Source organism: Shouchella phoenicis, from assembly GCF_047238345.1.
Classification (GTDB): domain Bacteria; phylum Bacillota; class Bacilli; order Bacillales; family Bacillaceae_D; genus Shouchella.
This window is the reverse complement of record NZ_JBDFMQ010000001.1, coordinates 2,021,422-2,048,336: the sequence shown is the minus strand read 5'-3', so window position 1 is coordinate 2,048,336 and position 26,915 is coordinate 2,021,422. Positions and strand designations below refer to the sequence as shown.

The 26,915-nt window shown below is 39.7% G+C and carries 31 protein-coding genes and 2 riboswitches; of the genes, 24 read left to right on the top strand and 7 right to left on the bottom strand.

The window, feature by feature from the left end:
• Nucleotides 1–9: 9 nt before the first annotated feature.
• Genes qoxB through qoxD form a run of 3 tightly spaced genes read left to right on the top strand, consistent with a single transcriptional unit; the run spans nucleotide 10 to nucleotide 2,892 of the window.
• Nucleotides 10–1,959, top strand: coding sequence for a cytochrome aa3 quinol oxidase subunit I (gene qoxB / locus ABC361_RS11035; RefSeq protein WP_413075759.1), 1,950 nt, complete (start codon nucleotides 10–12; stop codon nucleotides 1,957–1,959).
• A gap of 3 nt (nucleotides 1,960–1,962) precedes the next feature.
• On the top strand, nucleotides 1,963–2,577 hold the full coding sequence (gene qoxC / locus ABC361_RS11030; protein ID WP_413074033.1) for a cytochrome aa3 quinol oxidase subunit III: 615 nt from the start codon (nucleotides 1,963–1,965) through the stop codon (nucleotides 2,575–2,577).
• Nucleotides 2,578–2,892: a cytochrome aa3 quinol oxidase subunit IV gene (qoxD, locus tag ABC361_RS11025; protein ID WP_413074032.1), complete on the top strand. Its 315-nt coding sequence runs from the start codon at nucleotides 2,578–2,580 to the stop codon at nucleotides 2,890–2,892.
• Nucleotides 2,893–2,934: 42 nt separating this feature from the next.
• On the opposite strand, the gene ABC361_RS11020 is transcribed toward qoxD, so the two are convergent.
• Nucleotides 2,935–3,216 carry a spore morphogenesis/germination protein YwcE gene (locus tag ABC361_RS11020; RefSeq protein WP_413074031.1) on the bottom strand — a complete coding sequence of 94 codons (282 nt, stop codon included), beginning with the start codon at nucleotides 3,214–3,216 and terminating at the stop codon, nucleotides 2,935–2,937.
• A 170-nt stretch (nucleotides 3,217–3,386) separates the two neighbouring features.
• Here ABC361_RS11020 and ABC361_RS11015 point away from each other — a divergent pair, with 170 nt between their 5' ends.
• Together ABC361_RS11015 and ABC361_RS11010 are read left to right on the top strand one after the other, a co-directional pair.
• On the top strand, nucleotides 3,387–3,659 hold the full coding sequence (locus ABC361_RS11015) for an acylphosphatase (protein WP_413074030.1): 273 nt from the start codon (nucleotides 3,387–3,389) through the stop codon (nucleotides 3,657–3,659).
• Between the two features lie 19 nt (nucleotides 3,660–3,678).
• On the top strand, nucleotides 3,679–4,251 hold the full coding sequence (locus ABC361_RS11010) for a TetR/AcrR family transcriptional regulator (protein ID WP_413074029.1): 573 nt from the start codon (nucleotides 3,679–3,681) through the stop codon (nucleotides 4,249–4,251).
• A gap of 49 nt (nucleotides 4,252–4,300) precedes the next feature.
• On the opposite strand, the gene ABC361_RS11005 is transcribed toward ABC361_RS11010, so the two are convergent.
• Nucleotides 4,301–5,530: an aminopeptidase gene (locus ABC361_RS11005; RefSeq protein WP_413074028.1), complete on the bottom strand. Its 1,230-nt coding sequence runs from the start codon at nucleotides 5,528–5,530 to the stop codon at nucleotides 4,301–4,303.
• 113 nt (nucleotides 5,531–5,643) lie between these two features.
• Nucleotides 5,644–5,687: riboswitch (PreQ1 riboswitch) on the top strand.
• Between the two features lie 45 nt (nucleotides 5,688–5,732).
• On the opposite strand from ABC361_RS11005, the gene queC reads away from it, so the two are divergent.
• The 5 genes from queC to ABC361_RS10980 all read left to right on the top strand — a co-directional run bounded on the left by queC (nucleotide 5,733) and on the right by ABC361_RS10980 (nucleotide 8,515).
• Nucleotides 5,733–6,395, top strand: coding sequence for a 7-cyano-7-deazaguanine synthase QueC (gene queC, locus ABC361_RS11000; protein WP_413074027.1), 663 nt, complete (start codon nucleotides 5,733–5,735; stop codon nucleotides 6,393–6,395).
• Nucleotides 6,392–6,817 (top strand): 6-carboxytetrahydropterin synthase QueD, encoded by a 426-nt coding sequence (queD, locus tag ABC361_RS10995; RefSeq protein ID WP_413074026.1) that lies wholly within the window; start codon nucleotides 6,392–6,394, stop codon nucleotides 6,815–6,817. Before queC ends, queD begins: the two co-directional genes overlap by 4 nt.
• Nucleotides 6,810–7,523, top strand: a complete 714-nt coding sequence (queE, locus tag ABC361_RS10990) for a 7-carboxy-7-deazaguanine synthase QueE (RefSeq protein WP_413074025.1) — start codon at nucleotides 6,810–6,812, stop codon at nucleotides 7,521–7,523. Before queD ends, queE begins: the two co-directional genes overlap by 8 nt.
• 12 nt (nucleotides 7,524–7,535) lie before the next feature.
• Nucleotides 7,536–8,033 carry a preQ(1) synthase gene (gene queF, locus ABC361_RS10985; RefSeq protein ID WP_099300940.1) on the top strand — a complete coding sequence of 166 codons (498 nt, stop codon included), beginning with the start codon at nucleotides 7,536–7,538 and terminating at the stop codon, nucleotides 8,031–8,033.
• A 344-nt stretch (nucleotides 8,034–8,377) separates the two neighbouring features.
• Nucleotides 8,378–8,515: a hypothetical protein gene (locus tag ABC361_RS10980; protein ID WP_413075823.1), complete on the top strand. Its 138-nt coding sequence runs from the start codon at nucleotides 8,378–8,380 to the stop codon at nucleotides 8,513–8,515.
• Here ABC361_RS10980 and sda read toward each other — a convergent pair.
• The gene (sda, locus tag ABC361_RS10975) at nucleotides 8,483–8,614 is read right to left on the bottom strand and encodes a sporulation histidine kinase inhibitor Sda (protein WP_413074024.1); all 132 of its coding nucleotides are present in this window, start codon (nucleotides 8,612–8,614) and stop codon (nucleotides 8,483–8,485) included. The two genes, ABC361_RS10980 and sda, sit on opposite strands and share 33 nt — an antisense overlap.
• Before the next feature lie 602 nt (nucleotides 8,615–9,216).
• On the opposite strand from sda, the gene ABC361_RS10970 reads away from it, so the two are divergent.
• The 5 genes from ABC361_RS10970 to ABC361_RS10950 all read left to right on the top strand — a co-directional run bounded on the left by ABC361_RS10970 (nucleotide 9,217) and on the right by ABC361_RS10950 (nucleotide 13,086).
• Complete coding sequence (locus ABC361_RS10970) at nucleotides 9,217–10,611, top strand: circularly permuted type 2 ATP-grasp protein (protein ID WP_413075758.1); 1,395 nt, start codon at nucleotides 9,217–9,219, stop codon at nucleotides 10,609–10,611.
• A 12-nt stretch (nucleotides 10,612–10,623) separates the two neighbouring features.
• Nucleotides 10,624–11,535, top strand: coding sequence for an alpha-E domain-containing protein (locus ABC361_RS10965; protein WP_413074023.1), 912 nt, complete (start codon nucleotides 10,624–10,626; stop codon nucleotides 11,533–11,535).
• Nucleotides 11,536–11,557: 22 nt separating this feature from the next.
• Entirely contained in the window at nucleotides 11,558–12,400 is an 843-nt protein-coding gene (locus tag ABC361_RS10960) for a transglutaminase family protein (RefSeq protein WP_413074022.1), read from the top strand.
• A gap of 82 nt (nucleotides 12,401–12,482) precedes the next feature.
• Nucleotides 12,483–12,923 (top strand): SACOL1771 family peroxiredoxin, encoded by a 441-nt coding sequence (locus ABC361_RS10955; protein ID WP_413074021.1) that lies wholly within the window; start codon nucleotides 12,483–12,485, stop codon nucleotides 12,921–12,923.
• Nucleotides 12,907–13,086, top strand: coding sequence for a hypothetical protein (locus ABC361_RS10950; protein WP_413074020.1), 180 nt, complete (start codon nucleotides 12,907–12,909; stop codon nucleotides 13,084–13,086). The genes ABC361_RS10955 and ABC361_RS10950 overlap by 17 nt, the downstream gene beginning before the upstream one ends.
• 41 nt (nucleotides 13,087–13,127) lie before the next feature.
• Here ABC361_RS10950 and ABC361_RS10945 read toward each other — a convergent pair whose 3' ends face one another.
• Nucleotides 13,128–13,757 carry a lytic transglycosylase domain-containing protein gene (locus ABC361_RS10945; protein ID WP_413074019.1) on the bottom strand — a complete coding sequence of 210 codons (630 nt, stop codon included), beginning with the start codon at nucleotides 13,755–13,757 and terminating at the stop codon, nucleotides 13,128–13,130.
• Between the two features lie 124 nt (nucleotides 13,758–13,881).
• On the opposite strand from ABC361_RS10945, the gene ABC361_RS10940 reads away from it, so the two are divergent.
• Both ABC361_RS10940 and ABC361_RS10935 read left to right on the top strand, forming a co-directional pair.
• Complete coding sequence (locus ABC361_RS10940) at nucleotides 13,882–15,183, top strand: FAD-dependent oxidoreductase (protein ID WP_413074018.1); 1,302 nt, start codon at nucleotides 13,882–13,884, stop codon at nucleotides 15,181–15,183.
• Between the two features lie 5 nt (nucleotides 15,184–15,188).
• Entirely contained in the window at nucleotides 15,189–16,172 is a 984-nt protein-coding gene (locus tag ABC361_RS10935; protein WP_413074017.1) for a class I SAM-dependent methyltransferase, read from the top strand.
• Here ABC361_RS10935 and ABC361_RS10930 read toward each other — a convergent pair.
• On the bottom strand, nucleotides 16,147–16,380 hold the full coding sequence (locus tag ABC361_RS10930; RefSeq protein ID WP_413074016.1) for a hypothetical protein: 234 nt from the start codon (nucleotides 16,378–16,380) through the stop codon (nucleotides 16,147–16,149). The genes ABC361_RS10935 and ABC361_RS10930 overlap by 26 nt on opposite strands.
• A gap of 583 nt (nucleotides 16,381–16,963) precedes the next feature.
• Here ABC361_RS10930 and ABC361_RS10925 point away from each other — a divergent pair.
• From ABC361_RS10925 to ABC361_RS10915, 3 genes are all read left to right on the top strand, one after another.
• Entirely contained in the window at nucleotides 16,964–19,801 is a 2,838-nt protein-coding gene (locus ABC361_RS10925) for a 2-oxoglutarate dehydrogenase E1 component (protein WP_413074015.1), read from the top strand.
• 14 nt (nucleotides 19,802–19,815) lie between these two features.
• Nucleotides 19,816–21,072 carry a 2-oxoglutarate dehydrogenase complex dihydrolipoyllysine-residue succinyltransferase gene (gene odhB, locus ABC361_RS10920; RefSeq protein ID WP_413074014.1) on the top strand — a complete coding sequence of 419 codons (1,257 nt, stop codon included), beginning with the start codon at nucleotides 19,816–19,818 and terminating at the stop codon, nucleotides 21,070–21,072.
• Nucleotides 21,073–21,140: 68 nt separating this feature from the next.
• On the top strand, nucleotides 21,141–21,341 hold the full coding sequence (locus ABC361_RS10915; protein ID WP_413074013.1) for a DUF6501 family protein: 201 nt from the start codon (nucleotides 21,141–21,143) through the stop codon (nucleotides 21,339–21,341).
• 64 nt (nucleotides 21,342–21,405) lie between these two features.
• On the opposite strand, the gene ABC361_RS10910 is transcribed toward ABC361_RS10915, so the two are convergent.
• The gene (locus ABC361_RS10910; RefSeq protein ID WP_413074012.1) at nucleotides 21,406–22,455 is read right to left on the bottom strand and encodes an enoyl-CoA hydratase/isomerase family protein; all 1,050 of its coding nucleotides are present in this window, start codon (nucleotides 22,453–22,455) and stop codon (nucleotides 21,406–21,408) included.
• Nucleotides 22,456–22,810: 355 nt separating this feature from the next.
• A riboswitch (FMN riboswitch) is annotated at nucleotides 22,811–22,949 on the top strand.
• Nucleotides 22,950–23,071: 122 nt separating this feature from the next.
• Between ABC361_RS10910 and ribE the strand changes: the two genes are divergently transcribed.
• From ribE to ABC361_RS10890, 4 genes are all read left to right on the top strand, one after another.
• Nucleotides 23,072–23,719: a riboflavin synthase gene (ribE, locus tag ABC361_RS10905; protein WP_413074011.1), complete on the top strand. Its 648-nt coding sequence runs from the start codon at nucleotides 23,072–23,074 to the stop codon at nucleotides 23,717–23,719.
• 15 nt (nucleotides 23,720–23,734) lie between these two features.
• Nucleotides 23,735–24,928 carry a bifunctional 3,4-dihydroxy-2-butanone-4-phosphate synthase/GTP cyclohydrolase II gene (locus ABC361_RS10900; protein WP_413074010.1) on the top strand — a complete coding sequence of 398 codons (1,194 nt, stop codon included), beginning with the start codon at nucleotides 23,735–23,737 and terminating at the stop codon, nucleotides 24,926–24,928.
• A gap of 12 nt (nucleotides 24,929–24,940) precedes the next feature.
• Nucleotides 24,941–25,411, top strand: a complete 471-nt coding sequence (gene ribH, locus ABC361_RS10895) for a 6,7-dimethyl-8-ribityllumazine synthase (protein ID WP_413074009.1) — start codon at nucleotides 24,941–24,943, stop codon at nucleotides 25,409–25,411.
• A 150-nt stretch (nucleotides 25,412–25,561) separates the two neighbouring features.
• The gene (locus ABC361_RS10890; RefSeq protein ID WP_413075757.1) at nucleotides 25,562–26,359 is read left to right on the top strand and encodes a formate/nitrite transporter family protein; all 798 of its coding nucleotides are present in this window, start codon (nucleotides 25,562–25,564) and stop codon (nucleotides 26,357–26,359) included.
• Nucleotides 26,360–26,395: 36 nt separating this feature from the next.
• Here ABC361_RS10890 and ABC361_RS10885 read toward each other — a convergent pair whose 3' ends face one another.
• Entirely contained in the window at nucleotides 26,396–26,857 is a 462-nt protein-coding gene (locus ABC361_RS10885; RefSeq protein ID WP_413074008.1) for a DUF309 domain-containing protein, read from the bottom strand.
• Nucleotides 26,858–26,915: the final 58 nt, after the last annotated feature.

Below are 26,915 nucleotides of genomic sequence, written 5' to 3'. Positions count from 1 at the left end.
AGAGGGGATATACCGTTGAGGTGGGATGAATTTATTGTAACGGGTGACCCGTTTATCCTAGTTGCGCAGATCTCAATTGCGCTTACTAGTATAATCGCTGTAGTTGCCCTCACATATTTTAAAAAATGGAAGTACGTATGGAATAACTGGGTTACGACAGTTGACCATAAAAAAATTGGGATTATGTACATTGCCTGTGCGCTTCTAATGCTCTTTAGAGGTGGCGTGGATGCGATGATGATGCGTACCCAATTAGCTGCACCAGAACTAGATTTTTTAAGTGGTCAACACTATAACGAAATTTTCACTACTCATGGAACCATTATGATCATCTTCATGGCAATGCCATTTTTGATCGGTTTAATGAACGTGGTTGTTCCTTTACAAATTGGAGCACGTGACTTAGCCTTTCCATTCTTGAATAACTTAAGTTTTTGGACGTTCTTTTTCGGGATGGCACTCTTTAATATTTCATTTATTATTGGCGGATCACCGTCAGCAGGTTGGACGTCTTATTTCCCACTTGCGTCGAACGATTTTAGTCCAGGCGTAGGGCAAAACTATTACGCACTAGGAATTCAGTTATCAGGTATTGGTACGCTTGCAACAGGAATTAACTTTATTGTAACGATTTTACGCATGCGTACAAAAGGCATGTCGCTAATGAAGATGCCGATGTTTACGTGGACTGTTTTCATTACATCATTAATTATCGTGCTAGCATTCCCGGTATTGACCGTTGCTCTAGCGATGATGACGTTTGATTTACTGTTTGGGACACATTTCTTCACCTTGCAAGGTGAAGGGCTCGATATGCTCTGGGCGAACTTGTTCTGGATATGGGGACACCCTGAAGTATATATTGTCGCCCTACCAGCGTTCGGGATATTCTCTGAGATTATTTCGACGTTTGCTCGGAAAAAACTGTTTGGTTACAATGCGATGGTGGCATCCATTGTCGTTATCTCAGGTTTAAGCTTCCTTGTGTGGGTTCACCACTTCTTTACAATGGGGAATAGTGCAGCAGTGAACTCATTTTTCTCCATTACAACGATGGCGATTTCTGTACCAACTGGGGTAAAAATATTTAACTGGTTGTTTACGCTACACAAAGGAAAGATTCGCTTTACATCACCAATGCTTTGGTCATTAGGATTTATTCCGAATTTTGTTGTCGGTGGTGTAACAGGCGTAATGTTAGCAATGGCTGCGGCCGATTATCAGTATCATAATACGTATTTCTTAGTGTCTCACTTCCACTACGTATTAATTGCTGCGACTGTGTTTTCATGTTTTGCTGGTTTAATCTACTGGTATCCAAAAATGTTTGGTCACCGTATGAACGAACGTATTGGGAAATGGGTATTCTGGATATTCATGATTGGATTTAACGTATGTTTCTTCCCACAATACTTCTTAGGATTAGACGGGATGCCGCGTCGTATTTACACGTATTTAGAAGGCGATGGCTGGTTTACGTTAAACTTTATCTCAACCATTGGTGCATTTATGATGGCAGCTGCCTTCGCACTGTTTGTCTATAATATTTACTACAGCTGGCGCTATGAAAAGCGCGATACAACAGGAGACCCGTGGGATGGTCGTACGCTCGAGTGGGCAACATCATCAGCGATTCCTCCTCATTATAATTTCGCGCATCAGCCAGAAGTATTTGAAAGAGATGCATTCTGGGATATGAAAGAAAAAGGCATTGATTTAAATGCTTCTACGGATTACGAGAAAATTCATATGCCAAACAATACATGGCTAGGACCTGTGATGGCGTTCTTCATGTTTACGGCATCGTTTGCCCTCGTATTTAGCTGGTGGATTCCAGCAATCTTAAGTGGTGTTGCGATCTTTGTTTGTATGATTTTCCGTTCGTTTGATTACAACGATGGATATTATGTAAGTGTTGAAGAAATTGAAGAAACCGAAAAAAAAGCGAAGGAGGCGTAACCGATGGCAGCAAATGAATCAATTGATCCGAATCAGCCGTTAGAGTATCAATCAGCTGAAGGTAAAAATAATATTCTTGGGTTTTGGATTTTCATCGGCGCTGAATTCGCCTTGTTTTCAACGCTTTTCGCTGCTTACTTTGTATTAGTTGACCGAAATGCATCAGCGATTACGTCAGGTGAGTTGTTTGATCTTAATCTCGTCCTAGCGATGACGTTCTTACTTTTAACAAGTTCATTTACCGCAGGCATAGCGATTCATGAAATGCGTGCAGGTCGTGTAAATCGAATGCTCATCTGGGTTGGGTTAACGCTATTGCTTGGACTTGGATTCTTAGGATTTGAGATTTATGAGTTCGTTCATTATGCTCATGAAGGAGCAACTTTATCAGCAAGTGCACATTGGTCAGCATTCTTTGTCTTATTAGGAACGCATGGTCTTCACGTTGCTATTGGTATTGGTTGGATGATTCTTCTAATGATTCAAATTAAACAGCGTGGTTTAACGAAGCGAACGACGTCGAAGTTCTTTATCGCAAGCTTGTACTGGCACTTCCTTGATGTTATTTGGGTGATCATTTTTACAGGTATATACTTGCTCGGAATGGAGTGGATGTAAATGGCTAATCAAAATGAAGCGTCATCGCACGACCACGGATTTCCATGGAAGCACGTTGTTGGATTTGCTTTATCGATTGTGTTAACACTTCTTGCGGTTTGGGTAATGTCACAAACGAATCTCGCTTGGAGTATTCGAGTGATTATCATCTTTGCTTTCGCTTTTATCCAAATGGGTGTACAGCTATTTATGTTCATGCATATAGGTGAAGGAAAAGATGGGAAATGGCAAATTGGACATACGGTTTTTGCCATTGCGATCGCGGTCATTATTGTTGTAGGTTCTTACTTTGTCTTAATGACAGGTCACCTATAAAAAACAAAAAAAGCGTATCTCGGTTAGCGAGATACGCTTTTTTTATTCAGACGTTTCGGTAACACGTTTCGCTTTATTTGCAACATATGGGGAAGCGTATAAAATGAAAGCAGCTGCATGTGCAATCACAACATTTATTAATACAGCGACAACAAAAGTGGATTCAGTAATGTGGAATAAGAAGCCATCGAATAAAAAGGCTATCGCAAGTGTCCACATAATTAGAATAAACGGAATACTGCTAATGGCTATTTTTCTGTGTTCAAGCCATAGGAACAAAGGAGTGGCGCTCGCAACAAACATATAAGCAAAAAACATATCCATAAATGACACCTCTTTTTATAAAGTGTATGGTCGTACAATTTGTATTGTGTCTGTTTTGTGTCTTTTTATTATATTATCACAAAAAATTCATAATTGAAAGCGTTTCATTTTTAATTTTTGATGTTTTCTTTTTTGTTGAAGAGGGAAATGGAACTGTTGAGGTGATGGAGATGAAACGATTTAGTGTAATGGTAAAAGGTCATGTTCAAGGAGTGGGCTTTCGATCATTTGTTGAAACGGAAGCGTCCCATTATAATGTAACAGGAAACGTTCGAAACGAAGACAATGGACAGGTCGCCATTCAGGTTCAAGGGAAGGAAACCGAATTACACTCGTTTTTAGAAACAATAAAACAAGGAAATCGTTTTTCTTCTGTAGAGGAGCTTTCTTATACAGAAATTGACACTGAAAGAAATGAGCAAGATTTTCGCACAGTGTATTAAAGGAGAGGAAAACGTTTAGATGGCGAGAAGGAAGCTAAATAAAGAAGATATCTTTGCAGCAACCGATACTTTATTACATGAATCAGGTTATGAAGGCTTTCACTTTAAGCCATTAGCTTCGATGTTAGAAGTGGGAAGAAGTACGATTTATGAATATTATCCAAACAAAGAAGATTTGCTTGTCGCGTATATGTCCCATATTATGGAGGCTTTTCTTAGAGATCAGCAAGAAATCCCTTTAGACGCCCCAGTATGTACACAATTAGAGCAACTCATCTACTTATTTATGAAGCATGATCGGATTTTACTTGCGATCGATCTAACTCCGCATGTAGAGAAAAGAGGCAATGAGCAAGTTCAACTTGTGTTAAAGCAACTTTGGAAACACCATAGAGAAGTCTTTCACTACATTCATACGTTGGTGGAAAACGGCATACAAGTAGGTGAAATTCGAAAAGATTTGCCGGCTCATTTAATTGAAACATTAATTTTCCAATCTATTTCGTTAAACAAAGCGAGAAAAGAAGAGACGAAAGATCAATGGGCTGCTGCAATTAGTGACCTTATTTTAAAAGGAATACGCCCTCAATAAAAAAGGAGTAAAGCGACGCACTAGCGGCCTTTACTCCTTTTTAAGTTGGTTAAAATGCCCATTCACCGTTTCTGAAGATCGGTTCTTTTGAACCATCAGCATGAATCCCGTCAATGTTCATTTCTGCTGAACCCATCATAAAGTCAACGTGTGTGATACTTTGATTAATGCCTGACTCTTTTAAAGCAGCCTCATCCATCTCTTTTCCACCTTCAATATTAAACGCATAGGCGCTTCCAAGAGCAAGGTGATTCGATGCATTTTCATCAAATAATGTGTTGTAGAAAATAAGGTTTGTATTTGAAATAGGGGAGCGGTGCGGAACGAGCGCAACTTCTCCAATCGAACGTGACCCCTCATCAGTATCCAATAACCGTTGTAAGGTTTCTTCGCCTTCCTCGGCTGAAAAATCAACAACATCTCCATCTTTAAACGTAAGCGAAAAGTTTGTAATGAGGGTTCCACCATAATTCAACGGTTTTGTACTAACAACCGTACCATTGACACCATCTTTCTTAGCGGCGGTAAAGACTTCTTCTGTTGGCATATTCGCAACAAAATCAACCCCAGCTTTACTTGTAGAACCTCCAGAAGCCCAAATATGAGTCGGTGGTAATTCAATGGTAAGGTCAGTCTTATCAGACGTATAGTGGAGGGCATGGAAACGTTTGTCGTTTAAAGCAACCATTTTTTCGTCTAGTGTGGCTAAATGTGCTTGCCACGCAGTTACTGGATCTTCTTCATGGATACGCGTTGCGGCAAAAATAGCTTCCCAAAGCGAATGGATTGCATCTTCACCTTGTTTATCTGGAAATACTTTTTCTGCCCATTTTTCTGAAGGGACTGCAACAATAGACCAACTAACTTTATCAGACTGGATGTACCGTCTGAATGTGCTGTTAGCTTGACCAGAGGCTTTATTCGCAGTTGCGATTCGCTCTGGATCGACTCCTTTAAGTAGGTCAGGATCAGAACCTGCAATGTTTAAAAACGCTGCATTATGCTCTGCTTCTTTTACGAGAACATCCGCTTGCCACTGTGGAAAGTCGCTAAATGCTTCTTCAGGTGCATATTGATATTTAATCTTTGTTAATTCTTCGTCGCTCCATTCCACTCGAACATGTTTTGCGCCTGCTTGATACGCTTTTTTCGCAACTTCGCGAACAAACGGAGCTGCATGCATCGGAGTTCGAATGTATAGAGTTTGATCTTTTTGAATATTAACGCCAACACGAACAGCTAAATCTGCATAGTTTGCTAATTTTGTTTCAAAATCCACTAAAATCACCTCATTGTCAAATTCGTGACGATACCTTTGTAGAATAACGAACAAATTCAGGTTTTGCAAACAAATCACTTTTGTTAGATGGTACAATGAACGTTCATCAAAAATTGAAAGAGGTTCGCGAACTCCCTCTATAAAAAACTAAACAAGTTTCAGGAGTGATCGAATGCTCGTTCTCAAAAAGGAGAAATGAAGCATGAAAAATGAAAAAGCGATTGTTGTTTTTAGTGGTGGACAAGATAGTACGACGTGTCTTTTTTGGGCACTCGAACAGTTTAGCGACGTTTCAGTACTAATCTTTGACTATGGTCAGCGCCATAAAAAAGAAATTGATGTTGCCAAAGCGATTGCAGCTGATGCGGGTGTTCAGGCAAGAGTCATTGATTTGCAATTACTCTCACAGTTGAATGCTAATGCCTTAACGAATCCAGAAATGAGCATTGAAGAAGGAGAAGATGGAGCGTTACCGAACACATTTGTTCCTGGTCGAAATCATCTTTTCCTTTCCTTTGCAGCGATTGTTGCAAAAGAACTAAGTGCAAAACATATTATTACAGGTGTTTGCGAAACAGATTTTAGTGGCTATCCAGATTGTCGTGATATGTTCATTAAATCACTCAATGTGACCTTGAATCTTGCCATGGATGATCAGTTTGTCATTCATACGCCCTTAATGTGGCTCAATAAAGAAGAAACGTGGGCACTTGCTGATCAATTAGGGAAGCTAGCGTATGTACGTAACCAGACGCTGACCTGTTATGAAGGGATAGTAGGTGACGGGTGTGGCGCATGTCCTTCTTGTAAATTAAGACGCCGTGGTCTCGAGTCTTATTTACAAAATAAGGAGGCGCACGTATGATTCAACAAATTTATCCTAGTACACCGCATTCCTATATATTTGAATTAAATAAAGATATGCACGTGGCCGCTGCACATTTCATTAATCATAAAGATGCAGGGAAGTGCCAGCACGTCCATGGACATACGTACATGATAAACGTAACCATCGCAGGAGATCAATTAGACGAAGCTGGTTTTCTCGTTGACTTTAAACAATTAAAAGAGACGATTCATGACCGATTTGATCATCAATTATTGAATAATGATCGTCATTTTCAAGATACGCCACCATCAACTGAATATGTGGCCAAAACGATTTATGAACTCATTGAATTGAAATTACAACAACTAGAAAATCGTCCAACATGCATACAAGTATTTGTTCGTGAAACACCAACAAGCTATGTTGTGTACCGACCGAAAAGAGCGTCTCATGAGTAAGCTTATTCCTGTACTAGAAGTGTTTGGTCCAACCATTCAAGGAGAAGGTGCGGTCATTGGTCAAAAAACAATGTTTGTGCGGACCGGGGGTTGTGATTACCGTTGTTCATGGTGTGACTCTGCTTTTACATGGGACGGGACAGGTAAGAGCGAAGCATTAACACCAGAACAAATTTTGGATCGGTTAGAAAGTCTTGCCCCTAATGCCTTTGGTCATGTGACCATTTCAGGAGGGAATCCAGCTCTGCATAAAGGGTTAGGTGATCTCGTTTCTCTTTTAAAGAGCCGTGGTATTCAAACAGCCGTCGAAACCCAAGGGTCGATTTGGCAAGACTGGTTAAAAGAGATTGATGCGGTAACGATTAGCCCTAAACCGCCTAGTTCCGGCATGGAGACAAATTGGCAACAGCTTGAAAAACACTTAGCAAACTTACATACACGTCAAGTGAGTTTGAAAGTGGTTGTGTTTAATCGCGAAGACTATACGTATGCTAAGCACGTTCACGCCCAATTTCCTCAGTATGATTTTTATTTGCAAGTTGGAAATGAAGATCCCCATTTACTAGATGATCAAGAACTTTTACAAACATTATTGCAACAATACGAACAACTCATTGATTGGACGATGCAAGATCAAGATATGAAGCATGTGCGTGTCTTACCCCAACTTCACACATTTTTATGGGGAAATAAACGAGGCGTATAGGAGGAAGAACAGATGGCAGGAAGAAACGAAGAAACATTAAATGATGTGACGCTTCTCGGTAATCAAGGGACAGCGTACTCATTCACATATCATCCAGATGTATTAGAAACCTTCGATAATCAGCATCCAAACCGAGACTATATGGTGAAGTTTAACTGTCCTGAATTTACGACATTGTGTCCAAAAACGCATCAGCCAGATTTCGCTACGATCTATATAAGTTATATACCAGATGTGAAAATGGTTGAAAGCAAATCGCTAAAACTTTATCTATTTAGTTTTCGTAATCACGGCGACTTCCACGAAGATTCCGTAAATACAATTATGAATGACTTAATTAAATTGATGGATCCACGATACATTGAGGTTTGGGGGAAATTCACTCCAAGAGGGGGCATTTCCATTGATCCTTACTGTAATTATGGGAAAGCAGGGACGAAGTTTGAAGAAATGGCGAACTATCGTTTAATGAATCACGACATGAACCCAGAGACCATCACAAATCGTTAATAAGATTGTAGCGTGGAGTGAATTCATGCACGCAAGTTTTACTAGCAAAAAGCCTTCCATTGTTGAAGGCTTTTTTCGTCTTGCGTGCAATTTATTTTATTGTTGAAATGGTGGGGAAGGTAACCTGAGCACGAGGCGGAAACCGGTTTAAAAGGGAGGCTTTCATCTTTGAATCACTTATTAAGATAGAATACTATACAAGGTAAGGTTCAAATAACGCACGCGGAGCGAAAGAATAAAAATAAAAAGGACTTTATCAGTCCTAATATAGAAAAAAGTTTAAATGTAGAATAATTGGGAATATTGTCTGTAGTTGTCGATTGAATGGATAGAAGGACGTGATGATGATGAAGTTAGATACAGATCAAGCGTATAAAATTCTAGTTGTTGAATTCAAAGAAAAATTAAACCGTGAATTATCCGGAAAAGAAAAAGAAATTATTTTCACATTAGCTAGAGACTCCCAAACCTCTACGCTCTAATTCATCTCTTAACAACTCTACAAAGTCATGGTTGAGTTTCTTTTCTTCGGCACGTTCACAAGCCTCTATTAACAGTTGATCATTTAATTGTTGTAGCATGTTTATCCCTCGCTTTAAGCAATTTTACTATATATCCTTCTTCCCGATTTCTTAATCTTTAAACCTATATACAAGAAAATTTCTAAAAATATTTTTCGCTTATAAAGAACGCATTTTTTCTTTTGAGTGAGTCAATATCATATCTTCAAATTGATGCGAAAAAGACGTATGATTGGTTTAAAATGTCGAACGCTTCCCACAAGTATTGACTCAGCCATTCCACAAAAAAAACGCTCCATTGTCTTTCGGACACGTACTGTTCCCTAGGAGTTGTAGCCATTTAATAAGACGAATGTTACAAACGATATTGCTATTATCATTCGTGAAAATAGAATCATAGCTTAAGCCTAAACCGTGCCGAATAAAATGTTTGCCGTCCTAAATGACCGTTTTCAAACCAGTTCGTATCTGAACCTTCATTTATTTACAAGCTTTTTATACACTTATCGACATAAATAAGAAGGATCTTTACTTTTTTACAAAAAAAGGTTTTATTTTCTTTGTTATAAGGAATAAGAAACTAGAAATAAAAAAAGTGTAGTGGAGGAGTATATGCATTGACTAAGCTCGAGTACAACAATGAAACAAACTATTTCGATGAAATGTTTGGGGAGAGCGGAGCTGTAAAAAAACATTATAAAGACTTTCACAACATTCTTGCAGACTTTGATTTGGAACAACTTCAAGAAAAGAGCGAGCAAGCACAGGCTTCATTTCTCAGGCAGGGAATTACATTTACTGTTTATAAAGATACTGAAGGAACAGAACGAACGATGCCGTTTGACTTCATTCCTATTATCATGCCAAATGATGAATGGGAAACGATTGAAAAAGGCATGAAGCAACGTGTTGAAGCACTTAATCTATTTTTGGAAGATTTATTTAATGACCAGAGAATTATAAAAGATAACATTGTACCTTCTTCATTGTTAACCGATAATCTAACTTTTTTAAACACGTTACACAAAACAGAGGTGCCGTTAAAACAGCGTATTTTTTTAGCTGGAATTGATTTAATACGCGATCAATATGGGACGTATCGCGTGCTCGAAGATAACTTAAGAAATCCTTCTGGATTGTCTTATGTCTATCAAAACCGATTTGTTATGCGTCAAGTCTACCCTGAATTTTTCGAAAATTACCACTTATATACCCTCGAAGATCAGCTAAATCATTTACGTGACGCACTCTTAGACTATTCACCGCGAAAAAAAGAGGGCAAAGCGGTTGCCGTCCTTTTAACACCAGGAGTGTATAATTCAGCTTACTATGATCATGTCTTTTTAGCTCAACAAATGGGCATAGATTTAGTAGAGGCACCGGATTTACTTGTAGAAGATCAACATGTGTACATGCGAACAATTTATGGACTAAAAAAGGTAGACGTTATTTATCGAAGAACGGATGATGAATATTTAGATCCAACTGTCTTTTTAAAAGAGTCAATGCTAGGTGTGCCAGGATTAATTGATGTTTATAAAGAAGGAAATGTAGCGATTCTTAACGGGATTGGGAACGGGTTAGCTGATAATAAAGCAATGTATGCATACGTACCCAAATTGATTTCTTACTACTTAGGCGAAGAACCGATTATTCCGAACGTGGATACGTATCTACTAGATGACGATTCCCAAAGAGACTGGGTACTTAAACACCTGTCAGAGCTTGTAATTAAAAATGTAGGTGCTTCAGGTGGCTACGACATGTTAATTGGTCCACATGCATCAGAGGATGAAAAAGAACAATTTAAAGCGAAAATACGTGCAACACCCTCTCAATATATTGCACAACCAACCATTCAATTATCGCGGGCGCCAGTTTTTCAGCAAAAGGAATTTTACCCTGCACATATTGATTTACGCGTATTCGTTATTAATGGTAAGAAAACCCATGTAATACCTGGAGGGCTTTCTCGAGTTGCGTTAAAAAAAGGCTCGCTCGTCGTTAACTCATCTCAAGGTGGCGGTGGAAAAGACACGTGGGTTTTAAAATCTTAGGAGGCGTTTTCAATGTTAACAAGAACGGCTGATTCCTTATACTGGATGTCTAGAAATATAGAACGATCGGAAAAAATTGCTGGGTTGCTTGCTACTGAACTAACAACCGTCTTAGAAACGTCTAATCAAGAAGAGATGATTAAAAGCGAACTTGAAACCATTGTATCGATTTCGGCATCTGAAGAAGATGCACGCCTTGTTGCAGAGAGAGATCAGCTAAATGTAGCTGATGTAACAAATTTCCTTCTTTTTTCAGAAAAAAACCCAAATTCGATCTACAACTGCGTACGAATTGCCCGTGAAAATGCGCGCACAACGCGAGATCATTTAAGTGATGATTTTTGGATGATTATCAATGGCTTTCATCTATTAATGAATGAAAAAAAACACCTCAATATTTCAGCTCCTGACATTCAACATCTGTTGCACCAAGTGAAAATGACTTCTTTATCCGCTCAAGGCATTATTGAGTCAACGGTCACACGGGGAAATGATTATCGAATGATTAAAATTGGTAAGTGGATTGAACGCGCGGATTTTACCGTGCGAATTTTGCTGGCTCTTTGCAAAAAATCTAAGGATCATCCAGAGTTAGCAGGGTATTACATGACGCAGGCGTTACAATTTGTGAATGGTTCGGCTGCATATCTTCGTGAACATCAGCCAATTATGAATCCTTCCTATGTCATTGAGTTTATATTAAACAAGTCGAACTTTCCTTGCTCGATTCTTTATTGTGTTGAAAAATTACTTATATCGATTAAACGAATTGATAAGGATAACGGAACAAGCTATTCATATTTTCTGACTCAACAAATTAAAGATATTACAGATGGTTTAAAAGAACTTGAGGATATGGAAATGGAGTTATCTTCTTGCATTCATACGTTTAATCGTCATTATGAAAAGCTGCAAGTGAGTTAGTAGAAAAGGTAGGTATCCGTTAGTGATATTTCGAGTTAATCATATAAGTTTGTTTCATTATCAATCTCTATCAAGCGCAAGTCATAATTATGCAAGGCTTAAACCTAAGGAAGACGAAGGGCAGCAGCTAAACTCGTTTCATTTATTTATCGATCCAGTGTTTCGTCAAACCCATTATCAAGATATTTGGGACAATAGCGTTACCGAATTTTATGTGTCGGAACCACATCAATCTCTAACGGTGCGTGCGGAATCAATTGTCACTGTGAACAAAAGCAAATTTAACGAGGGGAACGAAATTCCTGAAAACTCTTTTTTACCGCTGGACGAGTCGCTACGATTGAGTGTGAGTCCATTTTTACAACAATCTTATTTGACGCAACTGCGTTCGGATCAAGTGAAAACGATGACGAACGCGATCAATGTGACAAATGATGTCTTCACAATTGTAAACGAAACGTTAGCCTGGGTATACGGGCAGATTGATTACAATAAAAGCAGCACGAATGTGAATACGAGTGCAGAGCAATCGTTTGATTTAAAAAGTGGTGTTTGCCAAGATAAAGCTCACATGATGATTGGCTTTCTGCGAGCATTAGGTATACCAGCACGGTATGTTAGTGGATATGTATACTCGTCTGACCGAGAGTCTGTTTTGGACACGGATGAAAGTCATGCGTGGGTAGAAGGTTATGTACCTGGATATGGTTGGGTAGGGTTTGATCCTACAAATGGGGAACGGGTGTTAAACCATCATATCCGTGTAGCATGTGGTCGAGACTATTTAGATGTTTCGCCACTAAAAGGAACATATAAAGGAAGTGGGAATACGATTACGGTTTCCGTTAAGGTCGAAGCTTTATAAGTATAAAGATTATCAATTGTTTATTTCATCATGTGCGTGCTATGCTATGGAGAGAACGTACCGCATGTTAGGATGTGTAAATATGCTGCATCAGTTTTTTCTTGAATGCACATGGAATGGTGGACGGAACAGTACTGGTGAAATTAAAACAGGTTCTCTTCAATCGACTATTTCAATTCCGAAAGAAATGAATGGACCTGGAGAAGGGACAAATCCTGATGAAATGTTGCTCGGAGCGGCGGCGACATGCTTTGTCATTACCTATGCGGCAATGTTGGAGCGTGCCCAAATTGAGAAAGCTTCATTAACACTTTCTTCAGAAGCAAAAGTTGACGTAAGCAAACAAGTGTTTACGTTTAAGGAAATCATTCATAGACCGGTGTTAACAATCGTCAACGAACATGATCGAGCTCAGGCATTAAAGCTTGCGTACGCAGCAGAACAATCATGTATGATTTCAAAAGCGTTACATGGAAACGTCACAATTACTGTGGAGCCAAGTATTGATGAACAAAAAAAGTAAAAGCAGACTGTATTTGTTATGGATCCCTTTAATAGGTACGCTTCTGTTTTTAAGTGCTTGTGAAGAAGAAACAGATTCAACCACTTCTAGAGAAAAACCAGCAAGTTACGTTCCTTCATCGCCAATTGAATTTGTTGAAGAAGAACCGGTTATGATTCAATAAAAAAGGTTGTCCTTTCTGCTAAGACAGAGAGGACAACCTTTTTAATTTGCTTCATGTGATTCTTGATTGCCATTTAATTCGATGGGTTCGAAACTTTCTTTAAACGTTTCAAAATAATGCATGACTTCTTCAACATATGCATCGCTTCGATTGTAAGAGAAAAGCGCCTCTTCATATTCGCCATCTATTGCCCCATGTTCCGATAAAAAGCGAGCAGCTGCGTGGGCTGAATCGTGCAAATCAAATGGATCTGCCTCTCCATTGCCAGTGGCGTCTGTTCCATAGCCGTTGTGCTCTTCAATTAACGCAACATCTGTAATATCAACGTGATCATCTACATTACCAATATCGTCCACACCTGGATAAGTCCATCCAATCCATGTTCGCGGCATAAACTGAAAGTGACCGAGTGCACCGACTGGACTTTCCATCGGGTCCATAGTAGAAAAAATGGTTTCAACACGGTGGACCGATGCAAGAAGTTCCCATGGAATCTCATACGTTTGTCCGGCTTCTTGATAAACCGGAATATAGCTTTCAGGAATTTGGTCTTCAGCAATCATTGCTGTGTATAACCCTTGTCGAAAACGATCATTTTGTTCAAACAATAGAACCGCTACCCCAATAAGGACTACAAACAAAATTATAAAGGAATAGAGCCATTTTTTCATCGTCTAACCTCTTCCACTGGAAAGTTCTTGTCCATCTTACCACGAGTGGGAGAACTGTAACAATGTCTATCGTTTGGTTTTGAGAAATTAAGGGAATGAGGAAGACAGTAAAAGAGGTGGGTTCATGAAAACAGATGTATTAATTGTTGGTGGAGGGGTCGCGGGTCTCACATTGGCATTAAAATTAGTCCAGCATGGAATTGAAGTGATTGTCGTAGAAAAAAGCCCGCATCTTGGGCATGTTTATAAAGGAGAGTTAATTCAGCCAAAAACCATTCAGTTATTAGAGCGCTTAGGTATCTATGAAACATTTTCGGAAAAATGGAACCCATTTTCAACGATCAATACCACAGAATTAAATAAGGCGCTTTCACCTATGTTTCGATCTTCTATGAGCTATGAGCAGTTGCCTTCTCCTTATAACTATGCGGCTATGTTACCTCATAGTGAAATCAAACAACTATTGTTAAACGAAGCAAAATCCTACCCAGCTTTTACAATTCTTCAGCCCGCTCGTTTTGAAGAAATGATTTCAGAAAATCGAGCGAGAATAAAGCAGAAGAAAACATTGATTGACGTTGAAGCCACATACATCATTGGAGCTGAAGGCATTACATCAAGAGTGCGTGAACACATGAATGTTTCAGCAAAGCGTCGTTTGTATCAGCATGATTTTTTAACTGTATCGTTCCCAGCTCCTCCTGAAATGAAGGATGGACAACTTCTTGCGACAAAAGATCGCTTTTTAGGCTTGTTTCCTTTACCAGAAAATCGTGTGCGAACTGTTTATTTAATACGTAAAGGAGAATTTAAAGAGTGGCGTAAAGGGTCGTTAACTCATTTTTACGAGCATTATACATCCCTCTGTCCGAAACTAGATGGCTATGTGCAAGCTATTACAGACTGGAAGGATATCCAGCTCATGGTCCCAATTCGTCAACATGCCGATCAATATGTCAAAGGTCGCTATGCGTTAATTGGAGATGCTGCTCACAGCGTGCATCCGATGGCTGGGGAAGGGATGAATTTGGCTATTCAAGGTGCAGATGTTTTAGGAGAGCTGTTAAAAGATGTCTATCAAGCTGGACGGCAGCACGAAGAGAATTGGCTCGACTATTATGAGCGCGTGCATCGAAAAAGAGTAAAGACGATCATGAATTTATCACATGTAGGTGGATTGGTGTACGAGAAAGAAGGCAAAGCTTGGCAAAAAAGCCGAACACTTGCATTGAAACAACTTTTAAATAATGAGCGTCTTTTGACAAAATATATTTTTAATATTTCAGGTTTAGGTTCTTGGCCATTTTCCGTTAAAGATAGTGTAGCGCTTATGAAACAAAGCGATACAGACAGTCTTCAGCAACAAATGCAACAGCATACGTACGGTGAAAATCAAGATTATCCGTGGAAACAACAGATGAGGTGAAGGGAATGGCTGTAAACGATTTAAGAAAAATGTGGCATGCGAGAAAATGGATGAAACAAACAGAACCTTTTCTAATGACGTGGCATGCTCACTTGGGCTATAGCTTGAATTTATTTAGCTATTTTAAAAAACCGGCGACAGTTGAAGAGGTTGCTTCTAAATATCAGTTAGACGAAGTGCTGTTAAAACGATGGGTTGACGTTGGTTTAACCGTTGGTCATCTTAAAGAAAAGCGGCGTAATAAGGTAAAAAGCAGTAGACAAATGGTGATGTACCTCACGAAAAATAGCAAACGTTCTGTCGGCATCTTGCTAGAAGAAATGTTTGAGCTCCATATACCGACATTACTCACGTATAAACATGAGTTGCCAAAAGGCGACCATGAAAAAACGCCAGTGGCGAATATGGTGGCCGAAACATCAACCTTGTTAGAAGCGGTAACACTCCCCAAAGTGGCAAGCAGGTTAAACAAACAGAAAAGTAAACGCGTTCTTGATGTAGGGTGTGGTTTAGGAGGGTACATCAAAAAATTAGCTGAACAATTCCCATCGATTCAGTTTCATGGAATTGAAATTGATCAAGACGTGTGCCAACGTGCAAATGATGGAAATGGCTATAACAATGTCACCATTGAGCAAGGTGACTTTAAAGATATGCCATTTCAACAGCCATATGAAACGGTCATGATGAATAACATTTTATATTATTTTACGCTTGTGGAACGAATTGCGTTAATAAAAAAAGCAGCGGATGTTCTTAAACGAAAGGGAGAATTAATGATTATAACGCCTTTAGCAGATGGCAAGCATGGAAGACGTTTTGCTAGTGCATTTAATAGTTTTATGACCGCACATAAAGATATGAATGCACTGCCCACGAAAAAAGAAATCCAGTATTTAGCTAAACAAGCCAATCTAAAAGTAGTGGAAGAACGTGCGTTAATTAAAGAAGGTGGATGGTATCTTATTCGCTTAAAGCGGATGACTTAAGTTGGTTTATCATCGTATTAAAATCATTATGGCTCACAAAGTCGTTGGCATGCCATTCTTGTTCGACCCACTGTAGAAGTTGGTCAAGGTTTTGAAATACTTCACCGCTCGTATCAAATGTGCGAACAGCAAATCGGTTGGACACCTCGTCAGCGACAAGGTAACAAGGAATACGGCTATGGATTGATTCCAATTCAAATTCATACATGTTGATCACCTCTTTCTTAGAATGGACAAATCCATGTGATCTATTCAGCGACAATGGAAACGAACGGGTTAATCGTATTCGCTACCTTCCACTGGCGACAAACTCGATCAATACAAATGCATTGGCGACACCAGCATGGCTATGTTGCCTTTGCGTCTTTCTTGTGTACGTAAACGTTGTCAAAATTTAACTAGCACAATTGTACTGGATGATAGTCGGAGAGCTACCATATTCCGAAATGCTTTTTAAGATCAAAAGAACGCAATATAGAAATATGGTCGAACGAGTCCCACCGTGTTGCCATATCAGTAGCAAAAACATCTATTCAACGAATTTTCGTTCCAAACAAAGTAAAAAAAGAAAGCGCTTTTTGGCGAAATTGCGAGAATCATCGTTAAAAAGGCTAGATTTTATTGCGCAAAAGCGCTAAAATTTAGGTGACCGTTTTTATTGGATGACAAAAGACGCGAAAGCGAATTTTTTGAGTATACCAGTAGGAAATGGTACTATATTTCTGTAAGCGCTTGAAAATAGACGTTTGCGCGATTTGATGCAAACTATTGTCTTAGGAGGTCTATCACACATGTCCAGCAAGGAAAACAGCCCGGAAAAGCCATGGCAAGGATTCTATGGTCCGAACATTGGCGTTGTAATAGAGCTGTATGAGCAATATGCGGAAGACCCAAACTCCGTTGATGAAGAAACACGAGCACATTTTGAAAAATGGGGGCCACCTTCTTTAGATGAAACCGTTCATTCATCTGTAGGCAGTGGAAGTAATGAGATTGACTCGGACATGATAAACACAGTTGTGGGTGCCGTGAAGCTGGCGGATTTTATTCGAGCCAAAGGTCACTTAGCATCTGACATTCAACCAATATGGAAAAGTCATAAAAATGATGACCTTATTAGTTATGATCGTTTTAATGTAACAGAGGAGCAGCTTAAGCATGTTCCTGTGGATTATATTTGTCCACAAGCACCTTCCCATGTAAAAAATGGTCTACAAGCCATTGAACATTTACGTAATGTGTACTCAAATACGATGGCATTTGAATTTGGTCATGTGCAGGATGAAGATGAACGAAAATGGTTAAGAGAAAAAGTGGAGTCGGAGACATTCGCGAAGTCTTTATCGTCTGACGAAAAAAGAGGTTTACTTGAGCGTTTAACATCTGTGGAAGGATTTGAGAAATTCATCCACCGTACTTTTGTCGGTCAAAAGCGTTTTTCGATTGAAGGTGTAGATACACTTGTGCCAATGTTAGATATGGCCATAAACGAAGTGCGAGAAGAAAAAACGGATCATGTTATGATTGGTATGGCGCATCGTGGTCGATTAAATGTGCTTGCTCATACATTAGGAAAGCCGTTTAGAGCGATTTTTGCAGAATTCTTGCAAGCGCCACATAAATTAATTGCACCTTCAGAAGGATTAGGGGAGACGTATTCTGGGTGGACAGGAGATGTGAAGTATCACTTAGGTGCGGATCGTCAAATTGTTGATGATGAGCGTTCTGAAACGATCGTGTCATTAGCGAATAACCCTAGTCATTTAGAATTCGTTTCGCCGATTGTAGAAGGGTATGCACGTGCAGCTCAAGAGGATCGAAGCAAGAGTGGCGAGCCAGTGCAAGATGCTAGCAGAGCTTACTCCATTTTGATTCATGGAGATGCTGCTTTTCCAGGGCAAGGAATTGTAACAGAAACATTGAACTTAAGTCGCTTAAATGGCTATCAAGTTGGTGGTTCTCTTCATATTATTGCCAACAACAATATTGGTTATACAACGGAAACTTATGACTCTCGTTCTACTACATACGCAAGTGATCCTGCGAAGGGATTCGAAATTCCGATCGTTCATGTGAATGCTGACGATCCTGAAGCGTGTGTAAAAGCAATTCAGTTTGCGGTTGAATACAGACGTCAATTTAAAAAAGATTTTCTGGTTGATTTAATTGGCTATCGTCGCTTTGGTCACAATGAAGGAGATGAGCCTGCTGTTACGCAGCCAGATCTTTACACGATCATTCGGAAGCACCCTACAGCTAGAGCCCTTTATGCGGATCAATTACAGCAAGAGCAAGTTGTGAGCGCAGATGAAGCGAAGAAGCTTGATACAGACATGTACGATTTTCTGCTAGAAGAGTATAACAAAGTAAACGCAGATAAATCAGAAAGAAAATACGAGTTAAGCCCACCTGATTTCATTGTGGACGGCTTACCTAAAGTGAAAACAAGCATTGAAAAAGAAAAACTGCAGTCATATAACGAGCAAATGCTTGACTGGCCAGAACATTTTAACCCAAATGAAAAACTTAAGAAAATTCTTCAACGTAGAGCGAATGCGTTTGATGGTGATGGAAGTGTAGATTGGGGCTTAGCAGAAGTGCTTGCGTTTGCATCAATTATTCATGATGGCACACCAATTCGTTTAAGCGGGCAAGATACAGAGCGTGGAACCTTTGCTCATCGTCATCTTGTTTTACACGATCGCGAAAGCAACGAGACGTATACACCGCTACAGTCATTTGATGATGCAAATGCTTCGTTTGCGGTTTACAATAGCCCGTTATCTGAACAAGCTTGTGTAGGTTTTGAATACGGTTATAATGTGTTCTCAAAAGAAACGTTAGTCTTGTGGGAGGCGCAGTTCGGTGATTTCGTGAACGGTGCACAAGTTATATTTGACCAGTGGGTATCAGCAGGTCGTGCAAAATGGGGGCAAAAATCCGGTTTAGTGATTCTTTTACCACACGGATATGAAGGCGCAGGTCCTGAGCACTCAAGTGGACGTGTCGAACGTTTCTTAAACTCAGCTGCTGAAAACAACTGGACAATTGCAAACTGCACATCTGCAGCGCAGTATTTCCATATTCTACGTCGTCAAGCAAAGATTTTGCAAAAAAATACGGTTCGTCCATTAATTATTATGACGCCAAAAAGTTTGCTGCGTAACCAAGCAATTGCTTCAACAACAGAGACTTTTACAAACGGTGAATTCCAACCGATTCTAGAAGATCCACTGTTAGGAAAAGATCCTGAGGCAGTTAAGCGCATCGTGTTGACGAGTGGGAAGCTAGCGATTGAATTACAAGACCATATTAAAAAACATGATGAAGACTGGAGCTGGCTACACATTATCCGTGTAGAAGAACTTTATCCGTTTCCACGTCGTGCCATTCGTGAACGATTAAAAGAGTTTCCTCATTTAGAAGAAGTAAAATGGGTTCAAGAAGAACCGAAAAATATGGGAGCGTGGTCCTTTATGGAACCACGAATTCTAGAAATTTTACCGAAAGATGTTCCATTAAGCTACATCGGCCGAACATTCCGTTCTAGTCCAGCAGAAGGTGTATCGAATGCACATAAAGTTGAACAAAAACGTATTATCACTGAATCCGTGACGCGCAAAAATTAAGGAGGCATTTTACATTGACTGACGTAAAAGTACCAGAGCTAGGTGAATCAATTACAGAAGGAACGATTTCGCAGTGGTTAAAGCAAGTCGGCGATTATGTTGAACAAGGAGAATTTATTGCAGAGCTTGAAACAGATAAAGTAAATGCAGAAATTCCAGTAGAAACATCAGGTGTAATCAAGGAATTTAAGCGTGAGCCAGGTGATACTGTTGAAATTGGAGAAGTCATTGCCGTTATTGATGAGAGTGGTCAAGCTGGTGGGTCTTCATCAGAAAGCTCAGAATCAACATCTGCTGAACAAGCTCCAAAAAAACAAGAGGAGCCAAAATCGGCAGAAAAGCCAGCTGAGCAGGAAGAGACACAATCAACGAATCGTCCGCTTGCTTCACCTGCGGCTCGTAAATTAGCCCGTGAAAAGGGAATCTCTCTCGATTCGATAACGCCGACAGATCCAACTGGAAAAATTCGTCGCCAAGATGTAGAAGCGTATCAAGAGAAGCCAGCAAAAGCGTCTAGCGGGTCTTCACAAAAAGCAGCTTCTGCACCAGCGCAATCAGAGGATCCAACAAAGCCAACTGAGCGCGAGAAAATGTCACGTAGACGTCAGACGATTGCTAAACGCTTAGTAGAAGTTCAACAAACGTCAGCGATGTTAACGACGTTTAATGAAGTGGATATGTCAGCTGTTATGGACTTACGTAAACGTCGTAAAGATGCTTTTCTAGATAAAAATGGTGTGAAGCTTGGATTTATGAGCTTCTTTACAAAAGCGGTTGTTGGCGCATTAAAAGAATTTCCGCTATTAAATGCAGAAATTCAAGGCGATGAGCTTTTAATTAAAAAATACTACGATATCGGTATCGCGGTATCAACGGATACTGGACTAGTCGTTCCAGTATTGAGAGATGCAGATCGTCTTGGATTCGCAGGCATTGAGAGTGGTATTGGGGAATTAGGTAAAAAAGCGCGTGATAACAAGCTTCAACTGAATGACATGCAAGGTGGCACATTTACGATTACCAATGGTGGCGTGTTTGGATCACTTTGGTCAACGCCAATTTTAAATGCTCCACAAGTTGGGATTCTAGGTATGCACAAGATTCAGATGCGTCCAGTTGCAATTGACAACGAGCGTTTTGAAAATCGTCCAATGATGTACTTAGCCCTTTCATATGATCATAGAATCGTAGATGGCAAAGAAGCGGTTAGTTTCTTAGTGAAAATAAAAGATCTAATTGAAGATCCAGAACAATTGCTGTTAGAAGGGTAATATGAAGAAGGCTAGCATGCTAGCCTTCTTTCTTGTACAATAAAAGCGATAAAGGAGGAATGTTTTAAATGATTCACCATACATGGACGGAGACACCAACGCTTCGCACGCTAACTTGTGTTCATACTGACGCCAAAAAGTATGTGGTCAATGAAGTGCTAACTGTAGGGAAACAATATGAATTGAAAAATGAAACTGATGAGTTTTATTTTGTTATTGATAACACGGGAAGAATGGCTGGATTCTATAAAGAGTATTTTGAAGGCTAAATGGAGCGACGACAATAGACAAAAACCGGTAAGCTCATGCTTACCGGTTTGTTTATCGTCACACTTAATGTTCGCGAAAAAACGAAAGCGCAAGCTCATCTGGGACTTCATCAACTGTCCGGTACTTATAATTTGGAACGTGAGACTTGTCAATTAATACGGAATAAACACCTTCGTAAAAGTCATTGCACTGGAGAAAGTGTTTCGCCAGCGTTTTGTCTGTTTCATATGTTTCTTCCAATGAAGATGATTTTGATTGTTTAAGATGAGCAAGTGTTACTTTTAATGAGATGGGTGATTTTGCATGAAGGTGTTTATATGTAGCTTGGGCAAACTCACTTGCATCCTCACGTAAAGAGTTTAAAATGTCTTCAATCGTTTTGTAGGAGAAATGTTTAAGGATTTTGTCGTTCAACGTCATTAATTTACTTTGTGGTGGTTCCTTTATGAAGGATTGTAAAAATAAATGAACCGTTTGTTGGCTCATTTCTTCATAGTCAAGCCATTGATGGTTGATCATCTCTTGTTTACAGGCTGTAAGTGCTTCGCTGTCAATATAATAATCGGCACAACCAATTGAAATGGCATCAGAGCCAGTTAAAATTGATCCTGTTAAGGCAGCGTAACGACCTGTATAATCAGGTGTTTGGCTCAGGAAGTAGCATGCACCGACATCGGGGAAGAAACTTATATTTACTTCAGGCATCGCCCATTTTGTTCGTTCGGTTACAATGCGGTGACTCGCCCCATAAGACAAACCAACGCCACCGCCCATAACAATACCGTCCATAAGAACAACGATTGGCTTGGTATAGGTAGAAATGAACAGATCGAGTTCATACTCCAGTTTAAAAAATTCATTTGCTTGATCAAATGCCTTTTTATCTTCTTTTGCTTGATAAAGTGCTTTAATATCTCCTCCAGCACAGAACGCTTTTTCTCCAGTACTTTCTAATAGTACTAGTTTTACCGCCTCATCTTGATCCCATTGTTTTAGCTGCTCGAATAATGAAGCAACCATCTCAAATGTTAAGGAGTGCAATGCTTTTTCTCTTGAAAGCGTAACAATGCCAACACCATTCTCGGTTTTAGAAAACACGATATGTTCAGTCATTTTTCTGTGCTCACCTCGCATGAATGAAATCGTTTACTTCTTTATTTTGACGTATTTCTTCAAGAAAAGCAATAAAAGCGAGAAAAGAGTAAAGAATGTCCTGATTTACACAGTTTACTAGAGGCATATGTCTTGCAATTTTAAATTGACGATGCTATTATCATGACAAGTTCGAACATTCTTGTTCCTGGTCTGAATGATCAAAACTGGTAGGGTTTTGGCAGGGAAATCTAATAAAAACGGAAGTCTATGACAGAAAGATACACTCTGAAACGAAAGAAAAAATCGCGGAAACAGTTGAAAAATCAACGTTTATGCGACCGTGACGAACAATTGTAACAACACTAACTTAATATCTTAACTTCGGGGCAGGGTGGAATTCCCTACCGGCGGTGATAAGGCTTAGCCTTTTAGTCCGTGACCCGTATGCAAATACGGTGGATCTGGTGTAACTCCAGAGCCGACAGTGAAAGTCTGGATGGGAGAAGTTTATTGTAAAACATGAGGAATGTGATGTTTATTTGCGTATGGTTTTTTCTAATGCGTAAAGGCATGATGTTATTTAATGAACCCCTGAAGAACGCTTCAGGGGTTTTTTGTATGTAGGAGGGCTAAGATGTTTACGGGAATTATTGAGGAAAAAGGTACGGTAACAGAAATAAAAAAACAGGATCAAGCGATGCAAATTGTCGTCAGAGGGAATAAGGTTCTATCTGATGTTGCGTTAGGGGATAGTATAGCTGTTAACGGCGTTTGCTTAACGGTTACAGCATTTACGGATCACACTTTTTCTGTTGATGTTATGCCAGAGACCTTTCAAGCAACGACATTAAACCAGTTAAAGACACATTCTGCTGTGAATTTAGAACGGGCGATGTCGCCGATGTCACGGTTCGGTGGTCATATTGTTTCCGGCCACGTTGACGGGAAGGGAACCATTGTTTCGAGACGACGTGTTGAAAACGCCGTTTATTTTGATATTCGGGTACAGCCTGAACGAACAAAGTACATTGTTCAAAAAGGCTCTGTTGCTGTAGACGGCATTAGCCTAACGGTATTTTCAGTTAAAGATAATCAATTAACCATTTCCATTATTCCACACACGCTAGATGAGACGATTATCGGTAGCAAACAAGTCGGTGATGAAGTGAACATTGAATGTGATGTCATCGGAAAGTATGTTGAACGATTATTAACAGCTAACGATACGTCGACACCAAAAGGAAATTTAACAGAAGTCTTACAAGAAAACGGGTATTTGTAGAGAGGGGATGGCTCCGTGTTTGACTCAATAGAAAATGCGCTTGCTGCTTTAAAGGCAGGAGGAATGATTATTGTTTGTGATGACGAAGATCGTGAAAATGAAGGTGACTTCTTAGCCCTGGGAGAAAAAACGACGGCACAGACAATTAATTTCATGGCTACTCATGGAAGAGGCCTTATTTGTACACCAATTACCAAAGAAAAAGCACAAAGCCTTCAGCTTAATCAGATGGTGACACACAATACAGATTCTCATGAAACAGCCTTTACTGTAAGCATTGACCATATGAACACGACAACTGGAATTTCTGCTCAAGAGCGTGCAGACACGGTTCAAGGACTAGTCTCTAAAGATGCGGTAGCAAGTGATTTTAAACGTCCTGGACATATTTTTCCACTTGTAGCAAAAGATGGCGGTGTTTTAAGACGAACCGGGCATACGGAGGCGGCAATTGACTTCGCCACATTATGTGGGGCGGATCCTGTAGGTGTTATTTGCGAAATTATGAATGAAGACGGGACAATGGCACGGGTACCGGAATTACGTGAGATCGCAAATGAACATGATTTACCAATGGTGACGATTAAAGATTTAATTGCGTATCGCCGTAAAACAGAATCGGTCATTCATCGTGAAGCGGAGATTCAATTACCAACGGAATTTGGGGATTTTCGAGCAATTGGCTACACGAATACTTTAGATGATAAAGAAAGTGTCGCACTTGTGAAAGGGACAATTGAAGAAGGAGAACCGGTTCTTGTGCGTGTGCATTCTGAATGTTTAACAGGTGATGTGTTTGGCTCGAAGCGATGTGACTGTGGGCCTCAGCTCCACGCTGCTTTGAAGCAGATTGAGGAGGCCGGTAGCGGAATATTGCTTTATATGAAGCAAGAAGGAAGAGGAATTGGTTTAATCAACAAGTTAAAAGCATATGAGCTTCAAGAAAAAGGTTTCGATACAGTTGAGGCAAATGAAAAATTAGGATTTCCTGCAGATTTAAGAGATTATGGCGTTGGTGCTCAGATTCTTAAAGATTTAGGGGTTAAAGAAATGAAAATTCTAACAAATAACCCGCGTAAAATTGCAGGACTGGAAGGGTACGACTTAAAGGTTGTGGAGCGCGTGCCACTTCAACTTGAAGGATTTGCAGAAAACGAGCGTTATTTAAAAACAAAAAAAGATAAGTTAGGGCACATGCTGCACCTTTAGGAGGAAATAAATATGGGAACTGTTTATGAAGGACATTTAGTTGCAACGGATTTGAAGATTGGGATTGTTGTTGGGCGATTTAACGATTTTATAACGAGTAAACTTTTAAGTGGTGCACAAGATGCGTTTGTCCGTCACGGAGCAGAGGAGCGTAATGTGGATGTTGCTTGGGTGCCAGGGGCATTTGAGATCTCTTTTGCAGCAAAACAAATGGCAGACTCGGGCAAATACGATGCGATCGTGACATTAGGAACAGTGATACGAGGCTCAACCCCTCACTTTGATTATGTATGTGGAGAAACGGCAAAGGGCGTATCAAACTTAAATATGACAAGTGGTATTCCTGTTATTTTTGGTGTATTAACAACAGATACAATTGAGCAAGCAGTTGAGCGAGCAGGTACAAAAGCTGGAAATAAAGGATGGGAGGCTGCAACGGCGGCCATTGAAATGGCGAATTTAGCAAAACAATTTAATAAGTAACCTTTTACAGGTGCTCCTATCGCTTACTTCAGTATGTGGTAGGAGTTTTCCATTTAATGGTTTGCGAAAATTGTCATATAATCGTTCTCATTAAGGATATTCATAAGCTACAATTAAGAATGGTCAACTTAGAGAAAGTAGGGGAGAACGATTTACAAAGAAACATTAAATGAACTGATTACGTTAGCGATTAAGAAAAAGGCACTGCTTGCAAATAGTAAGCTTGCGTTTCTATTATCTGCCATGCTTGCAGGTGGCTACGTTGCGATTGCTGTTGTACTTGTATACATCATCGGTGATCCGATTGTACAAAGCTTTCCAGCCTTCACACCACTTGTAATGGGACTAGCCTTTGGTGTAGCACTATTGCTCGTTATTTATGCTGGATCTGATTTATTTACAGGTAGCGTGCTGTACTATACAGTATCCACACTGCAGAAAAAAACATCAATTAAAGATACGTTAACGAACTGGATTTGGACATATGGCGGGAATTTATTAGGTGCCTTCTTTATAGCAGGACTCATTTATATGACCGGCATTTTTGCTGGTATAACAGAAGATCATTATCTGTTACAAGTGACGGAGAAAAAAATGACGACTGACACAATGGAGTTATTTTTTAGAGGCATCTTTTGTAACTGGCTTGTCTGCTTAGCGATTTGGACACCGATGCGGTTAAAGAACGAGATGGCGAAATTGTTTGTTGTTTTTATTATTATCTTTGCATTCTTCGCATCTGGTTATGAGCATAGCATTGCCAATATGGGATTATTTCACTTAGCTCTTCTTCATAATCCTGGTGTTGAAGCGATTTCCCTTGCAGGCTATGCAGCGAATATGATTCCTGTTACACTTGGAAACATCATTGGTGGAAGTGTGTTTGTCGGTATGGTTTACTATTATATTTCGAAAAAAAGTGAGTTACAGGTAAATGAACCGAAATAAACGCTAGGAAGTGAACCAGCTCTGGTTCCTTCCTTTTTACGTTTTTCTAGTGCGGAGAAGATGCTTATGGACAAGCTCGTCTTCGTTTAATGGACTTTCTCTTCCCCATTCTCCTTTTGCATGATGCTTACATCTCGCAAGAAGCTGCTTATCAATGAGCGGAAGGTCGTAATCAACAAAAGGTCCAGTTCCCACTTTTGCAAAGTGTTCTTGTAAGTCAGCTTTGAGCCGTTGTTCATCAATCCCTAGCTGATGGAGCTGAAACGAACGTGTTCGTAAACGATTTAGAATGCGATGGAAGAGAATTTTAGCACCTTTTTCATTTCCTCTTCTTTCATGGTAAAGCGCAACAGCGGTTTGAATGAGAATGACATAAGGTGATAATCGATCTGGGTCAGGGTGCTTCTTCCATTCATCTTCCAAGACTTCGTGGCATTCAAAATAATCACGATCGACATGAAAATAATGGAGAAACGCCAAATAATTGTTAGAATACAATTCTTTTCGACTCCTTTCGAGTTATTTCTTGAAAAAGGTCCTGCTAATCGATTATGGT